General features: G+C 69.9%; 17 protein-coding genes. 7 read left to right on the forward strand and 10 right to left on the reverse strand.

The features are described from left to right. Positions 1-24: 24 nt before the first annotated feature. Positions 25-402, reverse strand: a complete 378-nt coding sequence (locus ACIRRY_RS19890) for a hypothetical protein (RefSeq protein ID WP_403974250.1) — start codon at positions 400-402, stop codon at positions 25-27. A gap of 408 nt (positions 403-810) precedes the next feature. On the opposite strand from ACIRRY_RS19890, the gene ACIRRY_RS19895 reads away from it, so the two are divergent. The 3 genes from ACIRRY_RS19895 to ACIRRY_RS19905 all read left to right on the forward strand — a co-directional run bounded on the left by ACIRRY_RS19895 (position 811) and on the right by ACIRRY_RS19905 (position 4533). Further along, positions 811-1851: a LacI family DNA-binding transcriptional regulator gene (locus ACIRRY_RS19895; RefSeq protein ID WP_403974252.1), complete on the forward strand. Its 1041-nt coding sequence runs from the start codon at positions 811-813 to the stop codon at positions 1849-1851. Positions 1852-1853: 2 nt separating this feature from the next. Continuing rightward, a complete protein-coding gene (locus ACIRRY_RS19900) occupies positions 1854-2894 on the forward strand; it encodes a LacI family DNA-binding transcriptional regulator (protein WP_403974592.1) in 1041 nt (346 codons plus the stop codon). Between the two features lie 112 nt (positions 2895-3006). Continuing rightward, complete coding sequence (locus tag ACIRRY_RS19905; RefSeq protein WP_403974254.1) at positions 3007-4533, forward strand: alpha-N-arabinofuranosidase; 1527 nt, start codon at positions 3007-3009, stop codon at positions 4531-4533. On the opposite strand, the gene ACIRRY_RS19910 is transcribed toward ACIRRY_RS19905, so the two are convergent. The 3 genes from ACIRRY_RS19910 to ACIRRY_RS19920 form a co-directional block, all read right to left on the reverse strand. Beyond that, positions 4517-6046 carry an ABC transporter substrate-binding protein gene (locus tag ACIRRY_RS19910; RefSeq protein ID WP_403974257.1) on the reverse strand — a complete coding sequence of 510 codons (1530 nt, stop codon included), beginning with the start codon at positions 6044-6046 and terminating at the stop codon, positions 4517-4519. The genes ACIRRY_RS19905 and ACIRRY_RS19910 overlap by 17 nt on opposite strands. A 174-nt stretch (positions 6047-6220) precedes the next feature. Further along, a complete protein-coding gene (locus ACIRRY_RS19915; RefSeq protein ID WP_403974260.1) occupies positions 6221-7996 on the reverse strand; it encodes a DUF5605 domain-containing protein in 1776 nt (591 codons plus the stop codon). Positions 7997-8051: 55 nt separating this feature from the next. Continuing rightward, positions 8052-9035 carry a sugar phosphate isomerase/epimerase family protein gene (locus ACIRRY_RS19920; RefSeq protein WP_403974262.1) on the reverse strand — a complete coding sequence of 328 codons (984 nt, stop codon included), beginning with the start codon at positions 9033-9035 and terminating at the stop codon, positions 8052-8054. A 224-nt stretch (positions 9036-9259) separates the two neighbouring features. On the opposite strand from ACIRRY_RS19920, the gene ACIRRY_RS19925 reads away from it, so the two are divergent. Genes ACIRRY_RS19925 through ACIRRY_RS19940 form a run of 4 tightly spaced genes read left to right on the forward strand, consistent with a single transcriptional unit; the run spans position 9260 to position 13653 of the window. After that, positions 9260-10141, forward strand: coding sequence for a transketolase (locus ACIRRY_RS19925; protein WP_403974264.1), 882 nt, complete (start codon positions 9260-9262; stop codon positions 10139-10141). Next, a complete protein-coding gene (locus tag ACIRRY_RS19930) occupies positions 10138-11115 on the forward strand; it encodes a transketolase family protein (protein ID WP_403974266.1) in 978 nt (325 codons plus the stop codon). The genes ACIRRY_RS19925 and ACIRRY_RS19930 overlap by 4 nt, the downstream gene beginning before the upstream one ends. Then, positions 11112-12653, forward strand: coding sequence for an FGGY family carbohydrate kinase (locus ACIRRY_RS19935; RefSeq protein ID WP_403974268.1), 1542 nt, complete (start codon positions 11112-11114; stop codon positions 12651-12653). The genes ACIRRY_RS19930 and ACIRRY_RS19935 overlap by 4 nt, the downstream gene beginning before the upstream one ends. 10 nt (positions 12654-12663) lie before the next feature. Further along, the gene (locus tag ACIRRY_RS19940; RefSeq protein WP_403974270.1) at positions 12664-13653 is read left to right on the forward strand and encodes a sugar-binding transcriptional regulator; all 990 of its coding nucleotides are present in this window, start codon (positions 12664-12666) and stop codon (positions 13651-13653) included. Positions 13654-13701: 48 nt separating this feature from the next. On the opposite strand, the gene ACIRRY_RS19945 is transcribed toward ACIRRY_RS19940, so the two are convergent. From ACIRRY_RS19945 to ACIRRY_RS19970, 6 genes are all read right to left on the reverse strand, one after another. Then, positions 13702-15558, reverse strand: a complete 1857-nt coding sequence (locus ACIRRY_RS19945) for an RICIN domain-containing protein (protein WP_403974272.1) — start codon at positions 15556-15558, stop codon at positions 13702-13704. Positions 15559-15612: 54 nt separating this feature from the next. After that, positions 15613-17367 carry an amylo-alpha-1,6-glucosidase gene (locus ACIRRY_RS19950; RefSeq protein ID WP_403974275.1) on the reverse strand — a complete coding sequence of 585 codons (1755 nt, stop codon included), beginning with the start codon at positions 17365-17367 and terminating at the stop codon, positions 15613-15615. Between the two features lie 54 nt (positions 17368-17421). Beyond that, the gene (locus ACIRRY_RS19955) at positions 17422-18243 is read right to left on the reverse strand and encodes a carbohydrate ABC transporter permease (protein WP_403974278.1); all 822 of its coding nucleotides are present in this window, start codon (positions 18241-18243) and stop codon (positions 17422-17424) included. Next, on the reverse strand, positions 18240-19187 hold the full coding sequence (locus tag ACIRRY_RS19960; RefSeq protein ID WP_403974595.1) for a carbohydrate ABC transporter permease: 948 nt from the start codon (positions 19185-19187) through the stop codon (positions 18240-18242). The genes ACIRRY_RS19955 and ACIRRY_RS19960 overlap by 4 nt, the downstream gene beginning before the upstream one ends. Positions 19188-19225: 38 nt before the next feature. After that, positions 19226-20479 (reverse strand): extracellular solute-binding protein, encoded by a 1254-nt coding sequence (locus ACIRRY_RS19965; protein WP_403974281.1) that lies wholly within the window; start codon positions 20477-20479, stop codon positions 19226-19228. Between the two features lie 215 nt (positions 20480-20694). After that, positions 20695-21750 carry a LacI family DNA-binding transcriptional regulator gene (locus ACIRRY_RS19970; RefSeq protein ID WP_403974284.1) on the reverse strand — a complete coding sequence of 352 codons (1056 nt, stop codon included), beginning with the start codon at positions 21748-21750 and terminating at the stop codon, positions 20695-20697. Between the last annotated feature and the right edge of the window lie 208 nt (positions 21751-21958).

Below are 21958 nucleotides of genomic sequence, written 5' to 3' on the forward strand. Positions count from 1 at the left end.
GAGGGGATGAGGGGGTGGTGCGGATCAGGGCAGCGGGAGGGCGTCGAGCGCGGCGGTGTCCCGGTCGAGCAGGAGCCGGTCGCCGTGGCGGGTGAGCCGCACCACCGAGCGGCGCTGGCGCGGGCCGTGGCTGTCCAGCAGTGCCGCGTCCCGGTCGGGGTGGGTGAAGTAGAGGACCCAGGCGGCGTCGGCACCGGCGACGACGTCGACGTGGTGGCCGATGCCCTGGTCGCCGGGGCGGGTGCCGGAGCCGTCGAAGAAGCGGCCGGCGGGGGTCCAGATGTCCAGGTCGGCGGAACGGAACACGTCCTGGCCGTCCTGCACGACGACGGGGTCGGTCGGGCCGGCGTGGACGGGATCCTCGTACAGCGGCGCGGGGGCGGGGAGCGGCGAGGTGGCCATATGGTGCCCTTTTCCTACCGGCCACGGCCGGCTCTCGGGGAAGCGGCATCAGCATGTCCGCCGAGTACATCGTCGTCAATACCTTTGTGTCTGTGTTTTTTCCTCCGGGTTTCGCCGCTGGACATGTGACGCCGATGCCAAGACCTCGGTTTGCCCAGCTCGAAGGCGAGGATCGGGGCCGTAGGCAGGAAACACGGGCGCTCCGGACGACATTCTCGGGATGCTCGCCATGACAGGAGTCGTTGACAACGTTGAATCTCCGATGCGATGCTCACGCCACCCCAGACCTCACACAGACGAGGAGACGCCACCGTGCCGCATCGCATCCGCTACGGTCCCCAGGTCCACGCCGAGCACGACCGTGCCGCACTGCCCGGACCGGCCCGGGACGGAGCATAGAGTTCTGCCATGTCCACGATGCATGACGTGGCCCAGCGGGCCGGGGTGTCCCTGAAGACGGTCTCCCGGGTGGTCAACGAGGAACCCAGTGTCAGCGAGCGGACCCGGCAGCGCGTCACCGCGGCCATAGCCGAGCTGGACTTCCGTCCCAACGCGGTCGCCCGCAATCTGCGCACCGGCCGGACCGGCCTGGTCGGACTGGCACTCCCGCGCCTGACCCAGCCGTACTACTCCACGCTCGCCGAGGCGATCATGCGTGAGGCCGAACGCCATGAGCTGACCGTGCTGATCGAACTCACCGACGGAGACGCGGAGGCCGAACTCGAGCTGGCCCGTGAACACGGACCGCACCTGGGTGGACTGCTGATGTGCCCGCTGGGGCTGTCGGACGCGCAGGCCCGGACCGTCGCCCAGACCGTTCCGACCGTCTTCATGGCGGAACGCGCCTACGACGCCCCGGTCGACCGCGTCGCCATGGCCAACCAGGAGGGACTGCGGGCCCTGGTCGGCCACATGGTCTCCCTGGGGTACACCCGGATCGCGGTGCTCGGCGCCGACCACTCCGGCCGGCCGGACCAGGCAGCCGCCCATCTGCGGCTTGCCGGCTACCGGGACGGGCTGCGCGAGGCGGGCCTGCCCTATCTGCCCGAACTGGTCCACGAGGTGGGTACCGCCGACTGGAACCGTGAGGCGGGGGCGGCAGGGGTACGCCTGCTGATCGAGCGCGGCATCCGGTTCGACGCGGTGGTGGCCTTCGCCGACTCCATGGCGCTGGGCGCCCTGCACGCCGTACAGGAGGCGGGGTTGAGGATCCCCGCGGAGGTGGCCGTCGCCGGTTTCGACAACATCGACGACGCCCGCTACTCCTATCCGGCGCTCACCTCGATCGGCCCGGGCACGGCGCAGATCGCCCGTGAGGCGCTGACGCTGCTGATCGACCGTATGAACGGCACGGCCACGGCGGACACTAGCCGGCTGATCGTGGCCGACTTCGATCTGACGGTCCGCGAATCGACGCTGGGAGGAATGTCAGCATGGGGCGGGGCGTGACGATGAGCACCGTGGCCGAACGGGCCGGGGTGTCGACGAAGACGGTCTCCAACGTCGTCAACGGCACCGGCTCCTTCAGCGAGGAGACCGAGCAACGCGTCCGCGCGGCCATCGAGGAACTCGGCTACCGGCTCAACCCCTTTGCCCGAGGCCTGCGTTCCCGGCGCACGGGCACGATCGCCCTGGTGATCCCCAACGTCTACCAGCCGTTCAACGCGGAACTGGCCGAGCAGATCATCAGCGCCCCGGAGGCCCAGGGACTGAAAGTGGTGCTCGCGCCCACCCGGGGGGACGCGCGACGGGAGCGGACCCTGCTGTCCACGTCACACGGCGAACTCGTGGACGGGGTCATCTACGTGCCGCACGCCCTCGCCCCGGAGGACTACCTGTCGCTGCCCGTGGCTCAACCCACGGTGGTCCTCGGTGAGCGCCCCGCCGAGGCCGCCGGGCTGAACCTGGACTACGTCGAGATCGCCGACGAGGAGGGCGCGCACGCGGCCGTCGCCCACCTGCTCGCCCAGGGCCGGCGCCGCATCGCCGCCATCTGCGAACAGACCGGCCCACGGGCCGGCGGCCGACGACTTCACGGCTACCGCCGAGCGCTCGAAGAGGCCGGTGTCGGCTACGACGACTCGCTGGTCCTCGGTGTGGACAACGCCGACCTGTGGTCGGCAGGCGTAGGAGCCGCGACCCGGCTGCTGCGTACCCGCGTCCACTTCGACGCCCTGTTCTGCTACAACGACGTGGTCGCCATCGGCGCGCTGTCCGTACTGGAACGCAGCGGGATCGCCGTCCCGGACGACGTGGCGCTGACCGGCTTCGACGACATCGACGCGGCCCGCTTCACCTCACCGCCCCTGACCACCGTCGACCCGCAGCGCGGGGCCATCGCCCGCAAGGCCGTCGCGCTGCTGCGCTCCCGCATGGCCCTGAGCGACTTCCGCGAACTGCCCGGCCGGACCGATGGCGCCGGGTTCGAACTCCGTGTCCGCGCGTCGTCGTCCGCGCGGACGAAGCCGACGGACACCGGCCACACGCCGTGACCCCGGCGACAGTCCCGGCCGCCGCCCGGGCATGAGCTCGCTCCCCGCCCGGGATCCCACTCCCCCGCGCCGCCCCTTGAAACCACCCACTCGACATCCCTGGAGCACGTCCATGTCCACTGCCACCGCGGTCATCAACCTCGACATCGAGGGCCCGACGATCAGCCGCCATCTCTACGGCCACTTCGCCGAGCACCTCGGCCGCTGCATCTACGGCGGTTTCTGGGTCGGAGAGGACTCGCCGATACCCAATGAGGGCGGCATCCGGCTGGACGTCGTGCAGGCGCTGAGGGACCTGAACATCCCCAACCTCCGCTGGCCGGGCGGCTGTTTCGCCGACGAGTACCACTGGCGGGACGGCATCGGGCCGCGCGAGGAGCGGCCCCGGATGGTCAACACGCACTGGGGCGACGTGGAGGAGAACAACCACTTCGGCACCCATGAATTCATGGCCCTGTGCGAACTCCTCGGCGCGGAGCCGTACATCAGCGGCAACGTCGGCTCCGGCACCGTGCAGGAGATGAGCGAGTGGGTCGAGTACCTCACCCGCGACGGCGACAGTCCGATGGCGCGGCTGCGCAGGGCCAACGGCCGCGACGAACCCTGGCGCGTGAAGTTCTGGGGCATCGGCAACGAGACCTGGGGCTGCGGCGGCAACATGCGTGCCGAATACGCCGCCGACCTGTCCCGTCAGTACGCCACCTACTGCCGCGACCACGGCGACAACAAGCTCTACCGGATCGCCTCGGGCGCCTCGAACGACGACTACAAGTGGACCGAGACGCTGATGCGGCAGATCAGTTGCTTCGGCTGCGAGGCCACCCCGAAGAACTTCTTCCAGGCCCTGTCCGTGCACTACTACACGATGGCCGGGCCCTGGGAGGCCAAGGGCAGTTCCACGGTCTTCGACACCGACGACTACTACCGCACCATCGCCGCCGCCCAGAAGCTCGACCGCGTCCTCACCGGCCACTCCACGGTCATGGACTGCTACGACCCCGGCCGTACGGTCGGCCTGGTCCTGGACGAGTGGGGCACCTGGTGGGACGTCGAACCGGGCACCAACCCCGGGTTCCTGTTCCAGCAGAACACCCTGCGCGACGCCCTGGTCGCCTCCACCCACTTCGACATCTTCCACAAGCACGCCGCCCGTCTGTCGATGGCGAACATCGCCCAGACCGTGAACGTCCTCCAGGCGATGATCCTCACCGACGGCGACACCCTCGTCCTGACCCCCAGTTACCACGTGTTCGAGATGAACAAGGGGCACCAGGACGCCACTTCACTCGCCGTCCACCTGCGGACGCAGGACGCCCGTCGTCAGGTGGGAGACGCCGAGCTTGACTCACTGTCCGCCTCGGCCAGCGTCAAGGACGGGCAGGTCCTCATCTCGCTGACCAACCTGGACGCGGAGGAGCCGGCCGAGGTGACGCTCGACCTGCGCGGCGGCCTGCTCGGCGAGCCGACCGCCCGCCTCCTGACGGCCGATCAACTCCAGGACCACAACAGCGCGGACACACCGGGAGAGGTTTCCCCTCGCCCCTTCGACGCTCTCAAGGTCGTCGACGGGGGTCTGACCGTGACGTTGCCGCCCCACTCCTTCCTCACCATCAGCGGGCTGGTCAGCGGGCGGGCCTGAAGTTGTAGATCGGCGGTACGGCGGCGAACTCCTGCGGGGTGAAGGTGATGTTCTTGCTGGTCGCGTAGTTGTTCTGCACCGAGTCCCAGGGCGCGTTCCAAGCCTGGTCGACGAGGTAGGTGTTGAGCTCCTTGAACAGCGAGTCCTGCTTCACCCCGGTCGCCGCCTGGGCCTGCTCGATCAGGGACTCCGCCTTGGGATCGTCGGTGTGCAGCGGGTTCCACAGGGATGCCTTGGTCACCTGGAGCTGGATGGTGTCCCAGGGGCGGAAGGAGGCCAACACCATGTAGGACATGGGGTACTTGCCGGCCAGCAGCCTGCTCAGGACCTGGTCGACCGGTACCTTGTCCAGCTTGACCTTGACCCCGATGTCCTCCAACTGCTGTGTCATGGCGGCCTGTTGGTCGGGGAAAACGGCCGAGAAGTCCGGCATGGTGACCGTGAAGCCGTCCGCGTAGCCGGCCTCCGCGAGCAGCTTCTTGGCCTTGGCCGGGTCGTAGCTGTACGTCGAGTCCAGCGACTTGTCGAAGGCCGAGCCGGCCGGGTTGAAGATCTGCGTCGTCGCCTGGCCCATGCCGCCCTTGGCGGTCTTGACGATGGTCTCCCGGTCGAAGGCGTAGTTCAGTGCCTGCCGGACCCGGACGTCCCCGAGGGCCTTGACCTGCTTGCCGGCCCGGTCCCAGATGTACAGGCCTTCGACGTCGCCGGACGTGTACTTGGTGATCGTCAGCCCGCTGTTCCTGGCCGGCGCTATGTTCTTGGCGCTGGTCAGCACCGCGCCGTTGACCTGCCCCGAGCGCAGCGCGTTGAGGGTGGCGGTGGGATCGGTGAGGGGCTTGAGGACGATCTTGTCGAAGGGGAAGGCGGACTTGTTCCAGTAACCGGGGTTGCGTACGAAGGTGTAGGTGCTGCCCGATGTGGTGGCCGACTTGTCCAGGGTGTACGGGCCGGAGCCCACCGGTGCGGACTTGAGCGTCCCGGCGGCGATGGCCTTGGGGCTGGCGATCATGCCGGCCACGTTCCCGAGGTTCGCCAGCAGTGAGGGGTCGGGGGCCGCGAGCTTGATCCTGACCGTGGACGCGTCGACCACGTCGACCCCGCTGATGCCCTTGAGCTGCCCCGCCGCTTCGTTGGTGCCGCCCTTGGTGTGCAGCAGGTTCGTCTTCACCGCCGTCGCGTCCAGTGCGGTGCCGTCGGTGAACTTGACCCCGGAGCGCAGGGTCAGCGTCAGTGCCGTGCGAGCGGCGTCGTACGACCACTTGGTGGCCAGGTTGGGCGTGACCTCTGCGGTCGGGGAGATGCGGAACAGGGAGTCGTAGACGGGCTGGTAGTACTGGGTGTTGTTGCCGAGACCGGCGTCGGCCAGGTCCCACGGCTGGGCCTGGACGAGGGGGGCCAGGGTCAGCGTGCCCCCGGTGGCACCTTTTCCGCTGCCGCTGTCCGAACCCGAGCCGCAGGCCGTCGCGGCCAGGGCCAGGGTGACCGCCACAGCCGTCAGTGTGATGCGTCGCATGGGTGTCTCCGTGTTCATGGAGGGCGGCGAGGCAGGGCCTCCCGCGATGTCTGCTGAAGAAGGGGGAGTCGAGGAGAACGCGGCAACTGCCGTCGCCAGGACGTGCGTTGCCTAGCGCGAGGGTGACGAACGAGATACCGGCCGCGAAGTTGGCGGGGCGACGCACGCCATGATCTATCTGCCGCCCGTTTCGACGGCACGTGCCACCAACCGCACCGCGATGTAGGGGCGGGCCGGCAACGGCAGGGTGAAGACGCCCTCGTAGGTGCCCGGGAGCGGGGTGACGGTCATGTTCCAGGTGTCGATGACCTCGGCCTCGTAGCGGACGCCCGGGGCCAGTGCGAATGTGCGCCGGCGGGGCTGCATGAAGCCGAAGTAGGTGAGGTAGTAGCGTCCTTCGACGCCGCCGGCCGGGACGTCCCAGTCCGAGGGCAGCGGGTCGATGCCGTCCCCCGGGGTCTCTTCGAGGATGTCCCGCAGGAAGGCGATACGGGCCGGGCTCTCCCCCTTGAGCTCTCCTCCCTTGGACCACCACAGGACGTCGTCGTCGGCCAGATAGGTCTCACCGTGGGCGACATAGCCGCCGCGTACCGCGCCCTCCCAGCAGCGGCGGACCATCTCCTGCGGGGTGAGGTTTCCCCAGCCCTGGTCGATGTCGCCCTCGTAGCCGCACTCGTCGACGACGACGGGCTTGCCCCAACGGGTGCGCCACGCATCGGTGTTCTCTGCAGTGCGGTAGACGTCCACGCGCTGCACGCTGGAGTGGGTCACCCAGTCGATGCCGTTGTCCCAGAACTCCTGGCAGTTGTGGACGCCGAGCAGATGGCCGTGCGGATCGCACTCCTTGACCGTCGCGGCGGAGCGGTGCCAGTGGTCCATGTCCTTGGCCCACATGAGGTCGTACTCGTTGGCCAGGGACCACCACACATTGGGGTACGCCGCCAAGCGCGACACCACGTACCGCAGATAGCGCTCGTCGGCGACGGGCCCCATGTCGGAGAAGCCCCAACGGTCGTACGGGTGGAAGAGGATGAGGTCGGCCTCGACGCCCAGTGCGCCGAGTTGGGCGATACGGCGCTCCAGATGCCTGAAGTACGCCGGGACAGGGCGCCGGAAGTCCCAGCCCTCCTGGGGCGAGCCCGCGAACGGGTACAGCGGGGGCTCGTTGGTGTTGAAGAGGTAGGCCTTGGGGAAGACGCACATCCGCACCTTGTTGAACGGGCCGGCGGCCAGGCTCCGCAGGGTCCGTTCCTCCAGTTCCTCCCCTTGATGGGTCCAGGCGTACGCGGTGGTGCCCACGGGCAGGTGGCGGGTGCCGTCGGCGTGCCGGAAGTGGTAGGTGCCGTGGACGCGCACCGGGCCGTGGTCACCGGGGGCGGGCGGGCCGCACGTGAAGTCGCCCGCGACCGCGTCGAGCGAGCGCGCGTTGCTCGTCGTGCGGAACGACCACGCGCCCTCCTCGTCGGGCAGGAACCGGATCCGGTGGACGCCGTCGCCGTCGTAGAACCCGTGGGCGGTGAGCGTGCGGTCGCCGTGGCGGAACTCGGCTCGCAGGGCGACGTCCGTGAACGGGTTGCCGTGCGCGGGTCCGTGGAGTTCGAGCTCGAAGGTGCTCCAGCGGGTGGCCGTCGGTGGGTGCACCGGCCGGGCGCCGCCGACCGGCACGTCCGCCGGCTCGTAGTCGGGTGACGGGATCGTCCTCGCCTCGGTCGGGCGGGACGGTTCGACGGCGGTCTCGTCGACAGTGGCCAACTCGGCGTAGAAGGCGGCACGGGCGACGGGGTCGGCGCGCATCGTCTCCAGGAAGCCGGTGACCTGTTCCAGCGGTGCGTACCGGAGCTGGATCTCCAGCGGCGCGTTGACGATTCCGGTGAGGTGCTTGCGCACCACCGCCTCGGCCCGCTTGTCGCGCAGCACGTCTCCGAGGAGTGACGAGGGGCCGTAGGACATCAGGGGCTCCCGCAAAGGCAAGGGGGTTGGAGAAGGTGGGGCATCGCGACACCGCCTAACCGAGCAGGGCGGTGCGGACGATCCGCTGGACGGCCATCGCGTCGTGCGCCTCCTGCGCGGCGCGCAGGGCGTCGAGGGGCAGTGCCGCGGCCTTCGTCTCCAGGGCGCGCAGGGTGGCGACCGACTCGCGGACCGCGTCACCCGGGTCCTCGCGGTAGGGGAAGAGGTCCAGCTTGAGGGGCTTGTCCCAGCCGATCTCCCGTACCACGTGCAGGAATTCGAGGGTCTCTACGAGGTGCAGGGCGCCCGCCGTGAGGTCGTCGTCCCACTCGCGGTAGTTGTCGTCGAGTTCGATGTCGACGAGCCGGCCCATGGAGTGGGCGAGGGTGAGGGCCTCGGCGGGGTTCTCCTTGGCGAAGAGCGAGTGGCCGAAGTCGACGACCAGGCCGACGTTGTCCACTCCCATCTGTTCGATGGCGAGGAGACTGGTGGCGGCCGTGGACCAGAACAGCCGGTTGCGGGGTTCCTTGAGCTTGTACTCGATCGCGAAGGTGACGTCGGGGAAGGCGCGGGCCACGTCCCGGATGCCCTCGATCGCGTGGCGGCGCAGGGTGGCGTAGTCGACCTGGAACGGGTAGTCGTAGCCGTCCTGGCCGGGCCAGAACTTCACATAGCCGGCGCCCAGTTGGCGGGCCGCCTCCACGGACTCGTGGGCCAGGTCCAGCGCGCGGGTGCGGGTGGCCGGGTCGGCGGCGGTGAACGAGCCGCTGCGGAAGCCGCGGTCGTAGATGACGGGCGTGACACAGACCGCCGACAGACCGTGTGCGGTGAGGGACTTGCTCACGTCGTCGACCGACACCCCTGCGTCGAAGGGGTAGTTGAGGTCGAGGCCGACCAGTTCGCCCGACTGCGCGGCCAGTTCGATGGTGTCGAGGGTGGACACGGCGGGGCCGTAGCCGTCCGTCGCGTAGCGGTCGATGATGCGGCCGAACGTCCACATGCCGCCGGTGAAGGTGCGGGGAGCCGGAGGGGAAGTCACGGCAACTCCTTCTGAATATCTATTCACACAATGTTACCTTCGATGGCCGGGACCGTAAAATCCGCCGACCACTCATGTCAAGGGTGGTGCGGTGATGAATGCCGAACGGTACCCAGGCGACTAATTTACCTATTCCGCCCCTGACGGTTGACCCCTTGACGATCCCGAGGAGCCGAGCGCATCATCCGGTTGCGTAGAAATTAATAGCCTGAATGGATATTCACATGCTCGCTGTCGATCATTCCACCGCGGCGGACCACCACGCGCTACGGCAGGCCGTCCGCGCCGCCGAACCTCCGGACGCCGTAAGCCTGTTGCGGGCCCTGTCCACCGAAGTCCGTCTGTCGATCGTCGACATGATCAGCCGGGCGCGGATGGGACACATCGGCGGCGACCTCTCGGTGACCGACATCCTCGTGACGCTCTTCGGCGCCGTCCTCGACGTCGACCCCGAACTGCCGCAGGCACCCGGCCGGGACCGGCTGATCCTCAGCAAGGGCCACTGCGCCGCCGCCCTGTACGCCACCCTGGCCCACTGCGGCTACTTCCCGGTGGCCGAGCTGGCCACCTTCATGGCCCCGTACTCGCCCCTCAACGGCCACCCGAACCGCCGCAAGGTCCCCGGCGTCGAGACCAACACCGGTCCCCTGGGGCACGGTTTCCCCGTCGCGGTCGGCTGCGCGCTGGGGGCCCGGCTGCGCGGCGACGGCGCGCGCACGGTCGTCGTGCTCGGCGACGGCGAACTCCAGGAGGGCAGCAACTGGGAGGCCGCCATGTCCGCGAGCCACCAGCGCCTGGACCGGCTCTGCGCCGTCGTGGACCGCAACCGGCTGCAGCAGGGCGCCCGCACCGAGGACACCGTCCAACTCGACCCGCTGGCGGACAAGTTCACCGCGTTCGGCTGGGAGGTCCGCGAGACCGACGGCCACGACCACGGCGCGCTGCTCGACGCCTTCGCCCCCTCCACCACCGGTCGGCCGGTCGCCGTCGTCGCCCACACCGTCAAGGGCAAGGGCGTCTCGTTCATCGAGGACCGCGTCGAGTGGCACCACAAGGTGCCGACCCAGGACCAGGTGCACACCGCGATCGAGGAGCTGACCCGTTGACCGAGACCCATGCCCCGGTGCTCACCGACGCCCCGGTGTACGACTGCCGCACGGTCTTCGCCGAGGAACTCGCCGCGCTCGCCCGCGAGGACGAGCGTGTGGTCGTCGTCTGCAACGACTCCGTGGGCTCCAGCAACCTCGTCGGCTTCCGCGAGGAGTTCCCCGACCGGCTGATCAACGTCGGCATCGCCGAGCAGAACATGGTCGGCGTCGGAGCCGGCCTGGCCAACGCGGGCCTGGTCCCCTTCGTGTCCGCCGCCGGCCCCTTCCTCACCGGCCGGGCCCTGGAGCAGATCAAGGCCGACTGCGCCTACAGCGGTTTCCGGGTGATCCTCTGCGGCCAGAGCCCCGGCATGGCCTACGGCGAACTCGGCCCCACCCATCACTCCGTCGAGGACCTGTCCTGGCTGCGTGCGGTGGCCGGCCTCACCGTGGTCGTCCCGGCCGACCGCGCCCAGACCCGGGCCGCCCTGCGCTGGGCGTACGCCCACGACGGGCCCAGCTACCTGCGCATCCCGCGCTTCAAGGTCCCGGACGTCACCACGCCCGACACCCCGTTCGCGCACGGTCGCGCCCAGGTGCTGCGCGAGGGCGACGACGTCACCCTCGTCGCCATCGGCACGCTGGTCTCCCGCGCCCTGACGGCCGCGGAGCGGCTGGCCGCCGAGGGCATCTCCGCGCGGGTCCTCAACGTGCCGTTCGTCGACCCGCTCGACACCGACGAGATACGGCGGGCCGCCGAGGAGACGCGCGGGCTGGTCGTCGCGGAGGAGGCCACGCTGAGCGGCGGCCTGGGCACGGCGATCGCCTCGTTCACCGGCCAGCACCGCCCGGTCCCGCTCAGGCTGCTGGGCGTCACCGGTTTCGCCCCGACCGGCAGCGCGGAAGGGCTCCTGGAACACTTCGGGCTCACCGCCGACGGTGTCCACCGTGCCGCACGCGACGTCCTCGGCCTGTCATCCTCGGCGTCATGAACCAGCCGCTGCTGCTCGCCGTCGACCAGGGCACCTCCGCCACCAAGGCGCTCCTGGTGGACGCCCATGGAGGCGTCGTCGCCTCGGCGTCCGCCCCGCTCGGCATCGACCATCCGCGTTCCGGCTGGGTGGAACAGTCGCCCGACAACATCTGGGACAGCGTCCTGGAGGCGGTGGCGAAATGCCTCACCGGACACGATCCGAGCCGAGTCGTCGGCATCGGGCTGTCCAGCCAGCGCGAATCCTGCCTGCTGTGGGAACGCGCCACCGGACGCCCCCTCGGCCCGATGATCGGCTGGCAGGACCGGCGCACGGTGGACCGCTGCGCCGTACTCCTCGCCGACGGTCTCGACGAGGAGGTCCGCCGCGTCACCGGTCTGCCCCTGGACCCGATGTTCAGCGCGCTCAAGGCCCAGTGGCTGCTCGACACCCACGACCCCGACCGCACCCGGGCCCGGCGCGGTGAGCTGTGCCTGGGCACCGTCGACTCCTGGCTGCTGTGGCGCCTCGGCGGCGGCCGGGAGCATCTCGTCGAGGTCGGCAACGCCGCACGCACCCAACTCCTCGACGTGCGCCGCCGCGACTGGGACGAACGGCTGCTGGACGTCTTCGGCATCCCGCGCGAGGCACTCCCCCGGATCACCGCGTCGACCGGCCCCTTCCCCGCCGTGCGCGGCCTTCCCCCGCTCACCGACGGCACTCCGGTCCTGGCCGTGCTCGGCGACTCGCACGCCGCGCTGTTCGGACACCGGGTCTTCGTGCCCGGCAGCGTCAAGGTCACCTACGGCACCGGCTCGTCGGTCATGGGCCTGATCCCCGGCCCCGAGCACGCCGACAGCTCCCCGCTGTGCCTCACCCTCGCCTGGGACGACGGGACACCCGCCTACGCCCTGGAGGGCAACATCCGCTCCTCCGGCGCCACCCTGCGCTGGCTCGCCGGACTGCTCCGGGTCGGCGAGGCCGAGTTGGCCGGGCTGGCGGCGGCCGACTCCGGGGGCGTGCACCTCGTCCCGGGCTTCGGCGGACTCGCGGCTCCCTGGTGGGACAACGACACCACCGGCCTCCTGTCCGGGCTCACCTTCGCGACGGGAGCACCCCAACTGGCCCGCGCCGCCCTGGAGTCCGTCGCCTTCCAGATCGAGGACGTGGTCGCCGGGCTCGACACCGCGACCGGGCGGGTCACCTCGCTGCTCGCGGACGGCGGCGCCACCGACAACGCCGCCCTCATGCAGCTCCAGGCGGACACTTCGGGGCGTGTCGTCCGGCGGCCCCGTGACCGTGACCTGTCCGCTGTGGGTGCGGCGTACCTGGCCGGCTGCGCGGCGGGGGTCTTCACCAAGACCCGGCTCGCCGGGCTCACCCGTGCCGAGGAGGTGTACCGCCCGGGGCGATCGGAGCCGGATCAGGAACGCGCCCTCCAGGGGTGGCACGACGCGGTCGCCCGGGCGCGCGGTGCTTCCGCCGCCCAGAAGCCGGCACGTCACGAGGGGGCGGCCGTGCGTCATGAGCACCGCGACGACCGACGTGGGGCCCAGTAGGGTGCGTCCTGTGTTCCAGCATGCCGACCTCAACAGCAGCGAGTCCGCCGACAAGCTCAGGCTCATCGTCCGTGTAGCACGCATGTACCACGAGCGTGGGCTGCGCCAGGCCGAGATCGCCAAGGCCCTCGGGCTCTCCCAGGCAGGTGTGTCCCGACTGCTGCGCCAGGCGACCGAACGAGGGGTGGTCCGTACGATCGTCGTGTCTCCGCCGGGTATCCACAGCGAACTCGAGGACGCGCTCGCCGACCGCTACCAGCTCACGGACGTGGTGATCGTCGACAGCGACGACCTGCCGGAACATCCCCGCACCCTGATGCGCGCGCTGGGCTCGGCGGCGGCCACCTACTTGGAGGGTGCCTTCCGGCCGGGCGACGTGATCGGCGTCTCCACCTGGAGCGAGACGCTGCTCGCGGCCGTCGAGTCGATGCAGCCCTCCCGGATGCAAGGGGCCGAAAAGGTCGTGCAGTTGATGGGGGGCATGGGCGACCCGCAGGGGCAGGTGCAGGCGACCCGGCTCGCCGCGCGGCTCGCCGAACTCATCGGCGCCAGCCCGTTGTTCGTCCGGGCCCCGGGGCTGGTCGGGTCGGCCCAGGCCCGGTTGTCCCTGCTGCACGACTCGACGGTCCTCGAAGTGGGCCAGGCCTGGGACCGGTTGACCGCCGTCCTCGTGGGCATCGGCAGCCTCCAGCCCTCCCCCCTGCTGCGCCTGAGCGGCAACGCGGTCGCCGACACGGAGATCGCGCGCCTGCGCCGGCTCGGCGCGGTGGGCGACATCTGCCAGCGCTTCTTCGACGAGGACGGCGTCCATGTCGACGCGGGCCTGGGCGAGCGGACCATCGGCGTCTCCGTGGACCAGCTCCGCAGCGTCCCGCGCCGTATCGCCGTCGCGGGCGGCGACCACAAGTACACCGCGGTACGGGCCGCCGTGCGCGGCAACTGGATCACCGCGCTCGTCACCGACATCACGACGACCCGGCGACTGCTCGACGAACCCTGACCCGGCCGACGACGGAGGCGCCCGCCGCCGGCCGGCGGGAACGGCCGGTCAGGCCTTGCCGAGCAGCCGCCAGATCTGGTTCTTCTTGGTGCTCAGCGCGCTCGCCGCGTCGCAGGTCCACTGGTGGATCTTCGCGCCGGCGGTCGTCGAGACATTGCTGACGTCGACGCACTTCCCGCTGTGGACGGCGACCAGTTGGTAGTCGTGGCTGTTGCCGAGCGCGGTGACCGGGTTGAGGGTGAACCGCTGATTGGTGGCCCCGTTGCACGTGTACTGGATGACGGCGGCGCCGTCGGCGGTGGACGCGCCCGAGACGTCCAGGCACTTGCCGCTCAACTCGTCGACGACCGTATAGGTGTTGGTCGTGCCGCTGACCGGCTTGAGGTCGAGCATCTGCTGGTACCCGCCCTCGCAGTAGTACTGCTGGTACTGCGTGCCGTTGGCGGTGGAGAGGTTGGTGTCGTCCAGGCACTGGCCGCTGTTCTGGCTGACGGCGACCGTGGAGACGGTGGTGTCGGACGGGGGCAGCAGCGTGACGGTGTAGCCGTCCTTGGCGTTCGTCCAAGGGAGGCTCACCGAGGCGGCGTTGCCGCTGACCGTGAGGGTGGTGTCGGCGACGGTCTCCGGTCCGGTGACGGCGGCCCCGCTGTTGTAGGGAATGCGCTGGACGACGGCGCGGACCTGGTTGTTCGCCACGACCGACGTGGTGTTGAGCCCCGTCAGCTTGACGGTGACCGTGCCCGTGTTTCCGCTGCTGCCGAGCAACACCTTCGCGTTTCCCGCCAAGTTGTCCTTGGTGGCAAGGCCGTCCGTGCCGGTGCCGGGGATCAGGTTGACGATGTTGCCGCTCTGGGAGCCGTAGTAGCGGTACATGAACCACTCGCCGAGCGGCAGATACTGTCCGGCGCCGTTCTTGGTGAGGAGGTTGGCCTCGTCGTCGTGCAGGCCCGTGCCCGAAGCCCAGTTGCCGCGCAGCCCGTCGGCGCCGGCGCGTTCCAGGCGGCCGATGAACCAGGCTCCGCCGCCCGGGGACTGCATGGACAGGGTGGCGTACTCGTTGATCTGGTACGGCCTGGTGTTGGTCAACCCGGCCGCGGAGATTGTGGAGTTGGCGCGGCCTACGTCCGTGACGGGGTCGCCGGGCTCGTCGTGCCAACTCCAGATGTCCGGGGCCACGTTGTTGGCCTTGGCGTACGTCAGGAAGGTCGTCCACCAGGTGTTGGAGGAGTTGGGCTGGCCGGCGATGCTGGGTCCGACGACGAGCTGCGCGGGGAAGGCGGCGCGCACCCTGGCGTAGAACCGGGACCACATCGCCAGGTACTGCGACTGCGAGGCGCCCCAGAAGCCGCTGCCGTCGGGCTCGTTCCACAGGTCCCACTGGACCGTCATGTCGTTGGCCTTGACGTCACCGATGAGCTGGGTGACGAAGGCGTCGAACTGCGTCCAGTCGCCGTTGTCGCCGGGCCAGCCCTGAGAGGTGGTGCCGTCCGCGCCCCACAGGTCGTGCGGCAGGAGGACGAAGGTGCCGCCGAGGGCGGCGGTGCGCTTGTACTGGGCGAGAGTCGACGCCCAGCGGGTCTGGTAGTCGGCGAGGCTGGTGGCGTAGCCGCCGCTGTTGAGCTGGGCGCCCCCGGCCCGCATGAAGTGCCACTTGATGTCGGTGAAGAAGTGGTCCTGCGGCAGCGAGCCGTCCGGTGTCATTCCGTAGATCATCCCGGAGGCGTGGTACGTGGGGGCGCCGCCGGCCGTGGCGAAGTCGACGGTGACGGAGGTGTCGGCGGCGTGGGCCGTGGTCGCGGGGAGCGTGACAGCGGCGAAGGAGGCGAGGAGCGCGGCGATCACGGCCGTCCTGCGGGTTCTCGGGACGGATCGTCCGAAGCCGGGATGGAGGCGAGGTATGCGCATGTGCGGATCTCCCGAAAGGGGTACTGCCTGGGCGCGGCTCGCCCAGGAGGTCTGTCAGCCGACGGCCTCCGTGGCCTCGGCACGCCTCAGCTCATGGGCCTCGGCGAGGAGCAGATAACTGCTGGCGGTCCAGGTGTAGGCACGGTCGCGCAGGCCCGCGCCGGTGAGGGCGTCGAAGTTCTCCGCGAAACCCGAGGTCTCGCAGAGGGCGCGGAAGCGGGCGCTGATCTTGTCCGCGAGGCGGGTGCGGCCGGCGCGGCGCAGGCCGTCCTCGATCAGGACGGTGGCCGGTGCCCAGATCGGGCCGCGCCAGTAGCCGTCGTCCAAGTACTGCGGAGACGTGGGGAGTTCGGTCGCGAGGCCGTGCGCGGTGAGGTGCTGCTCGATCCGGTCGGCGAGCACGGCGGCCACGTCCGGCGGCAGGTGCTCCCCCAGCACGACGGGCACCAGGTCGAGCAGGCCGGCACTGCTCCAGGCGTCGCCGCTGCGGACACCGCGGGCGACGAACCGGTCGCCGGTCCAGAGCTGGTCGAACATCGACGCCTGGGTCGCGTCGGCCGTACGTGTCCAGCGACGGGCGTCGTCGGGTTGCTCCAACTCGGTGGCGAGGTCGGCGAGTTCGCGCATCTGGAGGACGAGGAACGCGGCGAGGTCGGCGGTCACGACGACACGCTCGGGGTCGAAGGTGGTGGCGTTGTCCCAGCCGCTGTCGTTGCCGTGCTGGTAGTGCGGCAGGGCGGCGCCTGGGGCGCGGCGCGCGGTGAGCCAGAAGTCGGTCCACCGCTCCAACCCGAGGTAGGTCTCGGCGAGTTGGTCCCGGTCGAGGGGCTCGGGGAGCCGGCTGCGCAGCCGACCCAGCGCCCAGCCATGGATGGGCGGTTTGACGAAGTTGTGGAGGACCTCGGAGTGGGCGACCGAGTCGGGCAGGGCCCCGCTCGCGTCCTGGTGGTCGAAGGGCAGCGCGAACTGGTCCCGGGCCAGCTCGGGCGAACCGGGCGCCAGGGCAAGGGCGTTGAAGCAGTGGTCCCAGCTCCAGACCTTGTCCATCCAGTGCTTGGACATCAGGACGGCGGGCCGGGTGACCAGTCCGGCCGGGCGCACGGTCGCGGACCACAGCACGTACGCGGCGAGTTCGGCGGCCGGGGTGTCCGGCGAGCGCCAGGGCGCCACCGTGTCGACGAAGGCCGCGAACGAACGCCGAGCGGCGGTGACCACCTCGTCGAACGTCGCCGGGGAGGTGAACGGCGGTCGCGCCGTGTCGAGTTCCTCGACGGCGGCCTCCCAGACGCCGTCGGCACCGGCGGCGATCGTGACACCGCGGTCGGCGCGGCCGAGCTCCTGAGCACCGGCGATGTCGGCCAGGGTGCCGGACAGGACGGTGATCCGGTAGCGCCGTCCGGTCTCGTACGAGGTGAACACGTGCGCGTCGGCCACGGGGTCGTGGAAGAAGTACGTACCGCTGAACGGGGTCAACACCCTTGCCGCCGCACCGACTTGCAGCCCGAGACCGGTACCGCGCAGCCGCACGGTGTCCGGCGACTCGTAGGCGAGGTCGACGCGCCCGCCGTCCCCGGTCCAGCTGAGCAGCCCCGGTGTCGCCCGCACGCCGGCCTCGGCCCTCTCCCCCGCCACCGGGTCGAGCGGCACGAGACGCAGAACGGCATGCATGCCGTTCTGGTGCGAGACGAGATGGAGGTCCTCGGCGCGGGTCTTCTCCGCGAGGACGGGAGAGATACCGAACCAGGATCCGTGCGTGCTGAACGGGATGTCGTGGACGGAGAAGGCAGGACCGGAACAGGCGTCGGTCATGGAGACGTGACTCGTTTCTCAACGGGGTTTCTACGACGGACAGGTGACGGAGTGTCAGTCCTTGACGGCGCCGGCCGTCACGCCCGCGGCGACATAGCGCTGGGCGAGGACGAGGATCACCGCGGCGGGCAGCGAGGCCACGACGGCGGTGGCCATGATGGCGTTCCACTGCTGGTTGTTGTTGCCGATGTAGTGGTAGATGCCGAGGGTGATCGGCTCGTGCGCGCCGCCGTTCGCGAGGGTGCTGGCGAAGACGAAGTCGGACCAGGACCACAGGAACGCGAACAGGGACACGGTGACGATCGCGTTGCGGCTCATCGGCAGGACGATGGACCAGAAGGTGCGCAGGGTCCCGGCGCCGTCGGTCCGCGCGGCCTGGAGGAGTTCACCGGGGATGCCGGACATGAACGCGGTGAAGATCAGTACGGCGAAGGGCACGGCCAGCGTCGAGTCCGCGACGATGAGACCGGGCACGGACTGGAGCAGACCGAGGCTCAGATAGATGGCGTAGAAGCCCATCGCCATGATGATCCCGGGGATCATCTGGGCGGCCAGGAGGACGAAATCGAGGATTCCGCCGCCGCGCGGGCGCAGTTTGGCCAGGGCGAACCCGGCGGGTGCGGCCAGCGCCACGGTGAGGACGACGGTGCCCAGGCCGATGACGAGACTGGTGCCGAGGTAGGGCAACTGCTGGTCCAGGACGGCCCGGTAGCCCGCCAGGGTGCCGTGCGCCGGGAACAGGTCCGGTGGGCTTTTGCGCATGTCCTGGTCGCGGGTGAAGGACACGTTGAGCATCCAGTAGACCGGGAAGAGCATGATCCCAGTGAGCAGCAGGCCCAGGCCGGTCTTCCACCACGTACGGGTGCGGCGGTTCATGACAGCCTCTGCTTCCGCTCGGCGCGGACGTACACCAGGCCGAAGACCAGGGCGGCGACGACGAGCAGGTTGCCGATGGCCGCGCCCGGGCCGAAGGCGGGCAGCAGGTTGCCGAAGCCGAGTTGGTAGGACCAGGTGGCGAAGGTGGTGGACGAGTCCGCCGGGCCGCCCTTGGTCATGATCCAGATGATGTCGAAGACCTTGAGTGTGTAGACCAGGCCCAGCAGGAGGGTGATGGCGGAGACCGGGCGCAGCAGCGGGAAGGTGATGTGCCGGAACCGCTGCCAGGCGCCCGCGCCGTCGAGGGCGGCGGCCTCGTACAGGCCGGCGGGGATGGACTGTAGCCCGCTGTGGAGGACCACGAGGTTGAAGGGAACGCCGATCCAGGTGTTCGCGATGATCACCGAGGTCAGCGACCAGTCGGGCGAGGTCAACCAGTTGACCGGCCCGATGCCGACCGCGTGCAGGGCGGCGTTGACGATTCCGGAGTCGCTGTTGAGCATCCACGACCAGGTGGAGGCCGACACGATGAGCGGCAGCAGCCACGGTACGAGGAACAGGGCGCGCAGGGTCGTGGAGAGCCGGAAGTTCTGGTTGAAGAAGACCGCGAGGGCCAGGCCGATGGCGTACTGGAGGAACAGGCACACGACGGTGAACACCACGGTGTGCACGAGCGCGGGGACGAAGGTCGGGTCGTCGAGGACGGTGCGGTAGTTGGCGAGGCCGGTGAAGGGCGCGTCGCCCTGGACGAAGGAGCGGACGGTGTAGTCGCGCAGGCTCAGGTCGAGGTTGCGGTAGAGCGGATAGGCGTAGAAGAGGACAAGGTAGAGGGTGACCGGGGTGAGGAACGCCCAGGCGGCCCACTGCGGGGAGACCGGGCGGCGGCGGGCCGGGGGGGTGGCAGGCGTCCCGCTCTGTTCGCGCGCTGTGGGCCGGTCCGGCAGTTGTGTCGGGTGGTTGGTCAACACCCCTCTGCGGACGGTCACTTGACGGCCGACTGGGCGGTGGACAGCGCGTCCTTCGGCGACTTCGAGCCACTCAGCGCGGACTGGACCGCCTTCCACAACTGCTCGGAGATCTTGGGGTACTTGGTGCCCAGGTCGTCGCTGGTGCGCCCCTTGGCCGCCTTGACCGCGTCGACCCAGGGCTTCAACTCCGGGGCGGCCGTGACCTGCTTGTCCTGGACCTCGGTGGTGGGGGCCACGTAGGAGAGCGTGGTGTCGGTGGCGAGGAGGTTGTCGGTGCTCGTCAGGCAGGTCACGATCTTCTGGGAGGTGGCGTAGCGGGCGGTCTTTCCCTGGACCGGGACGGTGACGAACTCGCCGCCGGTCGGGGCGGACGCGTTGCCGCCGTCGGCCGCGGGCACAGGAATGACTCCGTACCCGAAGCCGGCCTTCGCCGCGTTGGCGAGCTGCCAGGTGCCGTTCTCGCTGAACGCGTAGTCGCCGGTCGCGAACTCCTGCCAACTGGTCGTCTGGGTGTTGTTGAGGACGGAGTTGGGCGCGTAGCCGTTGCTCAGCCAGTCCTTCCACAGCGTCAGCGCGGAGACCGCCTTGCCGGAGTCGAGCGTGGTGAGCTGTGCGCCCGATCCCCAGTACCAGGGCAGGAACTGGAAGGTGCCCTCCTCGGTGCCGATCGCGGAGAAGGTGATGCCCTTCTTGCCCGCCTTCTTGACCTTCGCGAGCGCCGCCGTCAGCGACGTCCAGTCCTTCACCGTGGTGATGTCCACCCCGGCCTGCTGGAGGACCTTCTTGTTGTAGTAGAGGGCGAGGGTGTTGGCGCCGATCGGCGTGCCGTACGTCTTGCCCCCGGACTGGCCGGCCGCCAGCAGGTTGGGGTCGACGGCCGAGGTGTTCAGCTTGTTGTCCTCGGTGGTGGTGAGGACACCGGCCTCGGCGAGGGTCGACACCACGGGATTGTCGACGATGAGGACGTCCGCGGAGTTGTCCTGCTGGGCCGCGAGCAGTGCCTTGTTCGCGAGGTCGCCGGTGTCGAACGCGGTCCGCTTGATCTTCACCCCGGCCTTGGTGCCGCACGCGTCGATCAGCTTCGCCCAGGCGGAACCCTTGTCGAACTGCGGGTACGGGTCCCAGACGGTGTAGGTGCCGCTGCCCTCGGTCTGCGCGGAGCCGGTCGAGCCGGACGAGCACGCGGTGGTGCCCGTGGCGATGGCGACGACGGTCAGGGCCACGGCGGTGAGACGCCGTCTGGCGGCGGGGGTCGTGGATGTGTTCATGGCGCGGTCCTCTTCGTTTTCGGGCACAGCGATGCCCGGGAGGGGTGGCGTGGGGTGATCGGGGCCTGCCGAACGGGGCCGCCGAGTTGTCCGGGCGGCCCTGCTGGAAGGGAGAGGTGATGGTGAAGGGGGTGGGTGGGCAGTGACGTGCGGGATTCGACGGTCGTGAATCAGGCGGCCGGAAGGCCGGGGTCAGAGAGCCATGGGTCAGAAGGTCAGGAGTTCGTGTCGAGGCCCGCGTCCGATGCGGCACCGTCGGGTGAGGTACCGGCGGGGCCCGTGCTGGAGCGCAGCGAGATGGGCGGGGCGAGGAGCCGGTGCCGGGGCGGTGCCTCGGGGTGGTCGAGCCGCTCGACGAGCAGGTCGACGGCGAGCCGGCCCATCTCCGCCGCGGGCACGTCCGCGGCGGTGAGTTGCGGGGTCACCGTCTCCGCCCAGCGGCCGGCCACGACCCCGGTGACGGAGAAGTCGCGCGGCACATGGCGGTCCGCCGAGGCCAGTCCGCGGTAAATCCCGCCCAGCGCCGCCTCGTTGAGCGTGACGAGTGCGGTGGTCGCAGGATCCTCGTGCAGGATCCGTTCGACACAGGTCTCACCGGAGGCCGCGTCGTCACCGCAGCAGTACGTCCGGACGGTGAGCCCGCGCTCCGCCGCGGCCTTGGTGAAGCCGTCCAGCCCCCGTTGGGCGGACTCGTACCCGGCCCGCAGGAGTTGCTCGGGCCGGTTGACGAAGGCGACCCGGCGGTGGCCGAGGTCGGCGAGGTGGTGGACGCAGGCCGCCGCCAGCGCGGTGTGGTCCAGGCCGACCCACCAGCCGCGCTCCGGGTGTGCGGTACGGCCGATGGCCACCGAGGGGAAGCGCAACGCGTCCAGGTGGTCGACCCGGTCGTCCTGGAGTCTGATCTCCATCAGGATCGCGCCGTCGACCCGCCGCTCGCCCAGCAGCCGCTGGAAGGAGCGGTCGCTGTCCACGCCGCTCGGGGAGAGCAGCACGTCGTAGTCGTGGGCCGCGGCGGCCTCCGTCACGCTGCCGATGAAGTCGAGCTGCATGCCGGTGTAGTGGTTGCCGGCCGGTGGGAAGACGAGGCCGAGGGTGCTGGTCCGGCCGTTGGCAAGGGCCCGCGCACTGGCGTTGGGCCGGTAGCCCAGTTCGTCGATGACCTGCTGGATCTTCAGCCGGGTCTCGTCCGACACGGGACGCTTGCCGCTCAGCGCGTAGGACACGGTGCTCCGCGAGACACCGGCCCGCTGGGCGATCTCACCGATGTTCACGGGCTGACTCCTTGCTCGAACCGGTTCGATGCTCCCGGTGGGCGGTGGACGGGCGGAACCGGCTGTCGAACCGGTTCGCGTGAAGTGAAGTTAGGAGCAGCTTCGGACCGGTGTCAACGCCTCGGGCCGAACTTTCGCAACGCCTCGGAAACCTGGTCGGCGGTGTTGCCCGTCGATATGCCCGGTGCTAGCTTCTCCGAACCGGTTC

It is taken from the genome of Streptomyces sp. NPDC101776, from assembly GCF_044766845.1.
Classification (GTDB): Bacteria; Actinomycetota; Actinomycetes; order Streptomycetales; family Streptomycetaceae; genus Streptomyces.

What these genes read in the sequence shown, in the direction of transcription:
- ACIRRY_RS19965 (WP_403974281.1), bottom strand. Translation starts at nt 20,479, where the DNA reads ATGAACACATCCACGACCCCCGCCGCCAGACGGCGTCTCACCGCCGTG.
- ACIRRY_RS19905 (WP_403974254.1), top strand. Translation starts at nt 3,007, where the DNA reads ATGTCCACTGCCACCGCGGTCATCAACCTCGACATCGAGGGCCCGACG.
- ACIRRY_RS19900 (WP_403974592.1), top strand. Translation starts at nt 1,854, where the DNA reads ATGAGCACCGTGGCCGAACGGGCCGGGGTGTCGACGAAGACGGTCTCC.
- ACIRRY_RS19895 (WP_403974252.1), top strand. Translation starts at nt 811, where the DNA reads ATGTCCACGATGCATGACGTGGCCCAGCGGGCCGGGGTGTCCCTGAAG.
- ACIRRY_RS19915 (WP_403974260.1), bottom strand. Translation starts at nt 7,996, where the DNA reads ATGTCCTACGGCCCCTCGTCACTCCTCGGAGACGTGCTGCGCGACAAG.
- ACIRRY_RS19950 (WP_403974275.1), bottom strand. Translation starts at nt 17,367, where the DNA reads ATGACCGACGCCTGTTCCGGTCCTGCCTTCTCCGTCCACGACATCCCG.
- ACIRRY_RS19890 (WP_403974250.1), bottom strand. Translation starts at nt 402, where the DNA reads ATGGCCACCTCGCCGCTCCCCGCCCCCGCGCCGCTGTACGAGGATCCC.
- ACIRRY_RS19955 (WP_403974278.1), bottom strand. Translation starts at nt 18,243, where the DNA reads ATGAACCGCCGCACCCGTACGTGGTGGAAGACCGGCCTGGGCCTGCTG.
- ACIRRY_RS19935 (WP_403974268.1), top strand. Translation starts at nt 11,112, where the DNA reads ATGAACCAGCCGCTGCTGCTCGCCGTCGACCAGGGCACCTCCGCCACC.
- ACIRRY_RS19910 (WP_403974257.1), bottom strand. Translation starts at nt 6,046, where the DNA reads ATGCGACGCATCACACTGACGGCTGTGGCGGTCACCCTGGCCCTGGCC.
- ACIRRY_RS19945 (WP_403974272.1), bottom strand. Translation starts at nt 15,558, where the DNA reads ATGCGCATACCTCGCCTCCATCCCGGCTTCGGACGATCCGTCCCGAGA.
- ACIRRY_RS19925 (WP_403974264.1), top strand. Translation starts at nt 9,260, where the DNA reads ATGCTCGCTGTCGATCATTCCACCGCGGCGGACCACCACGCGCTACGG.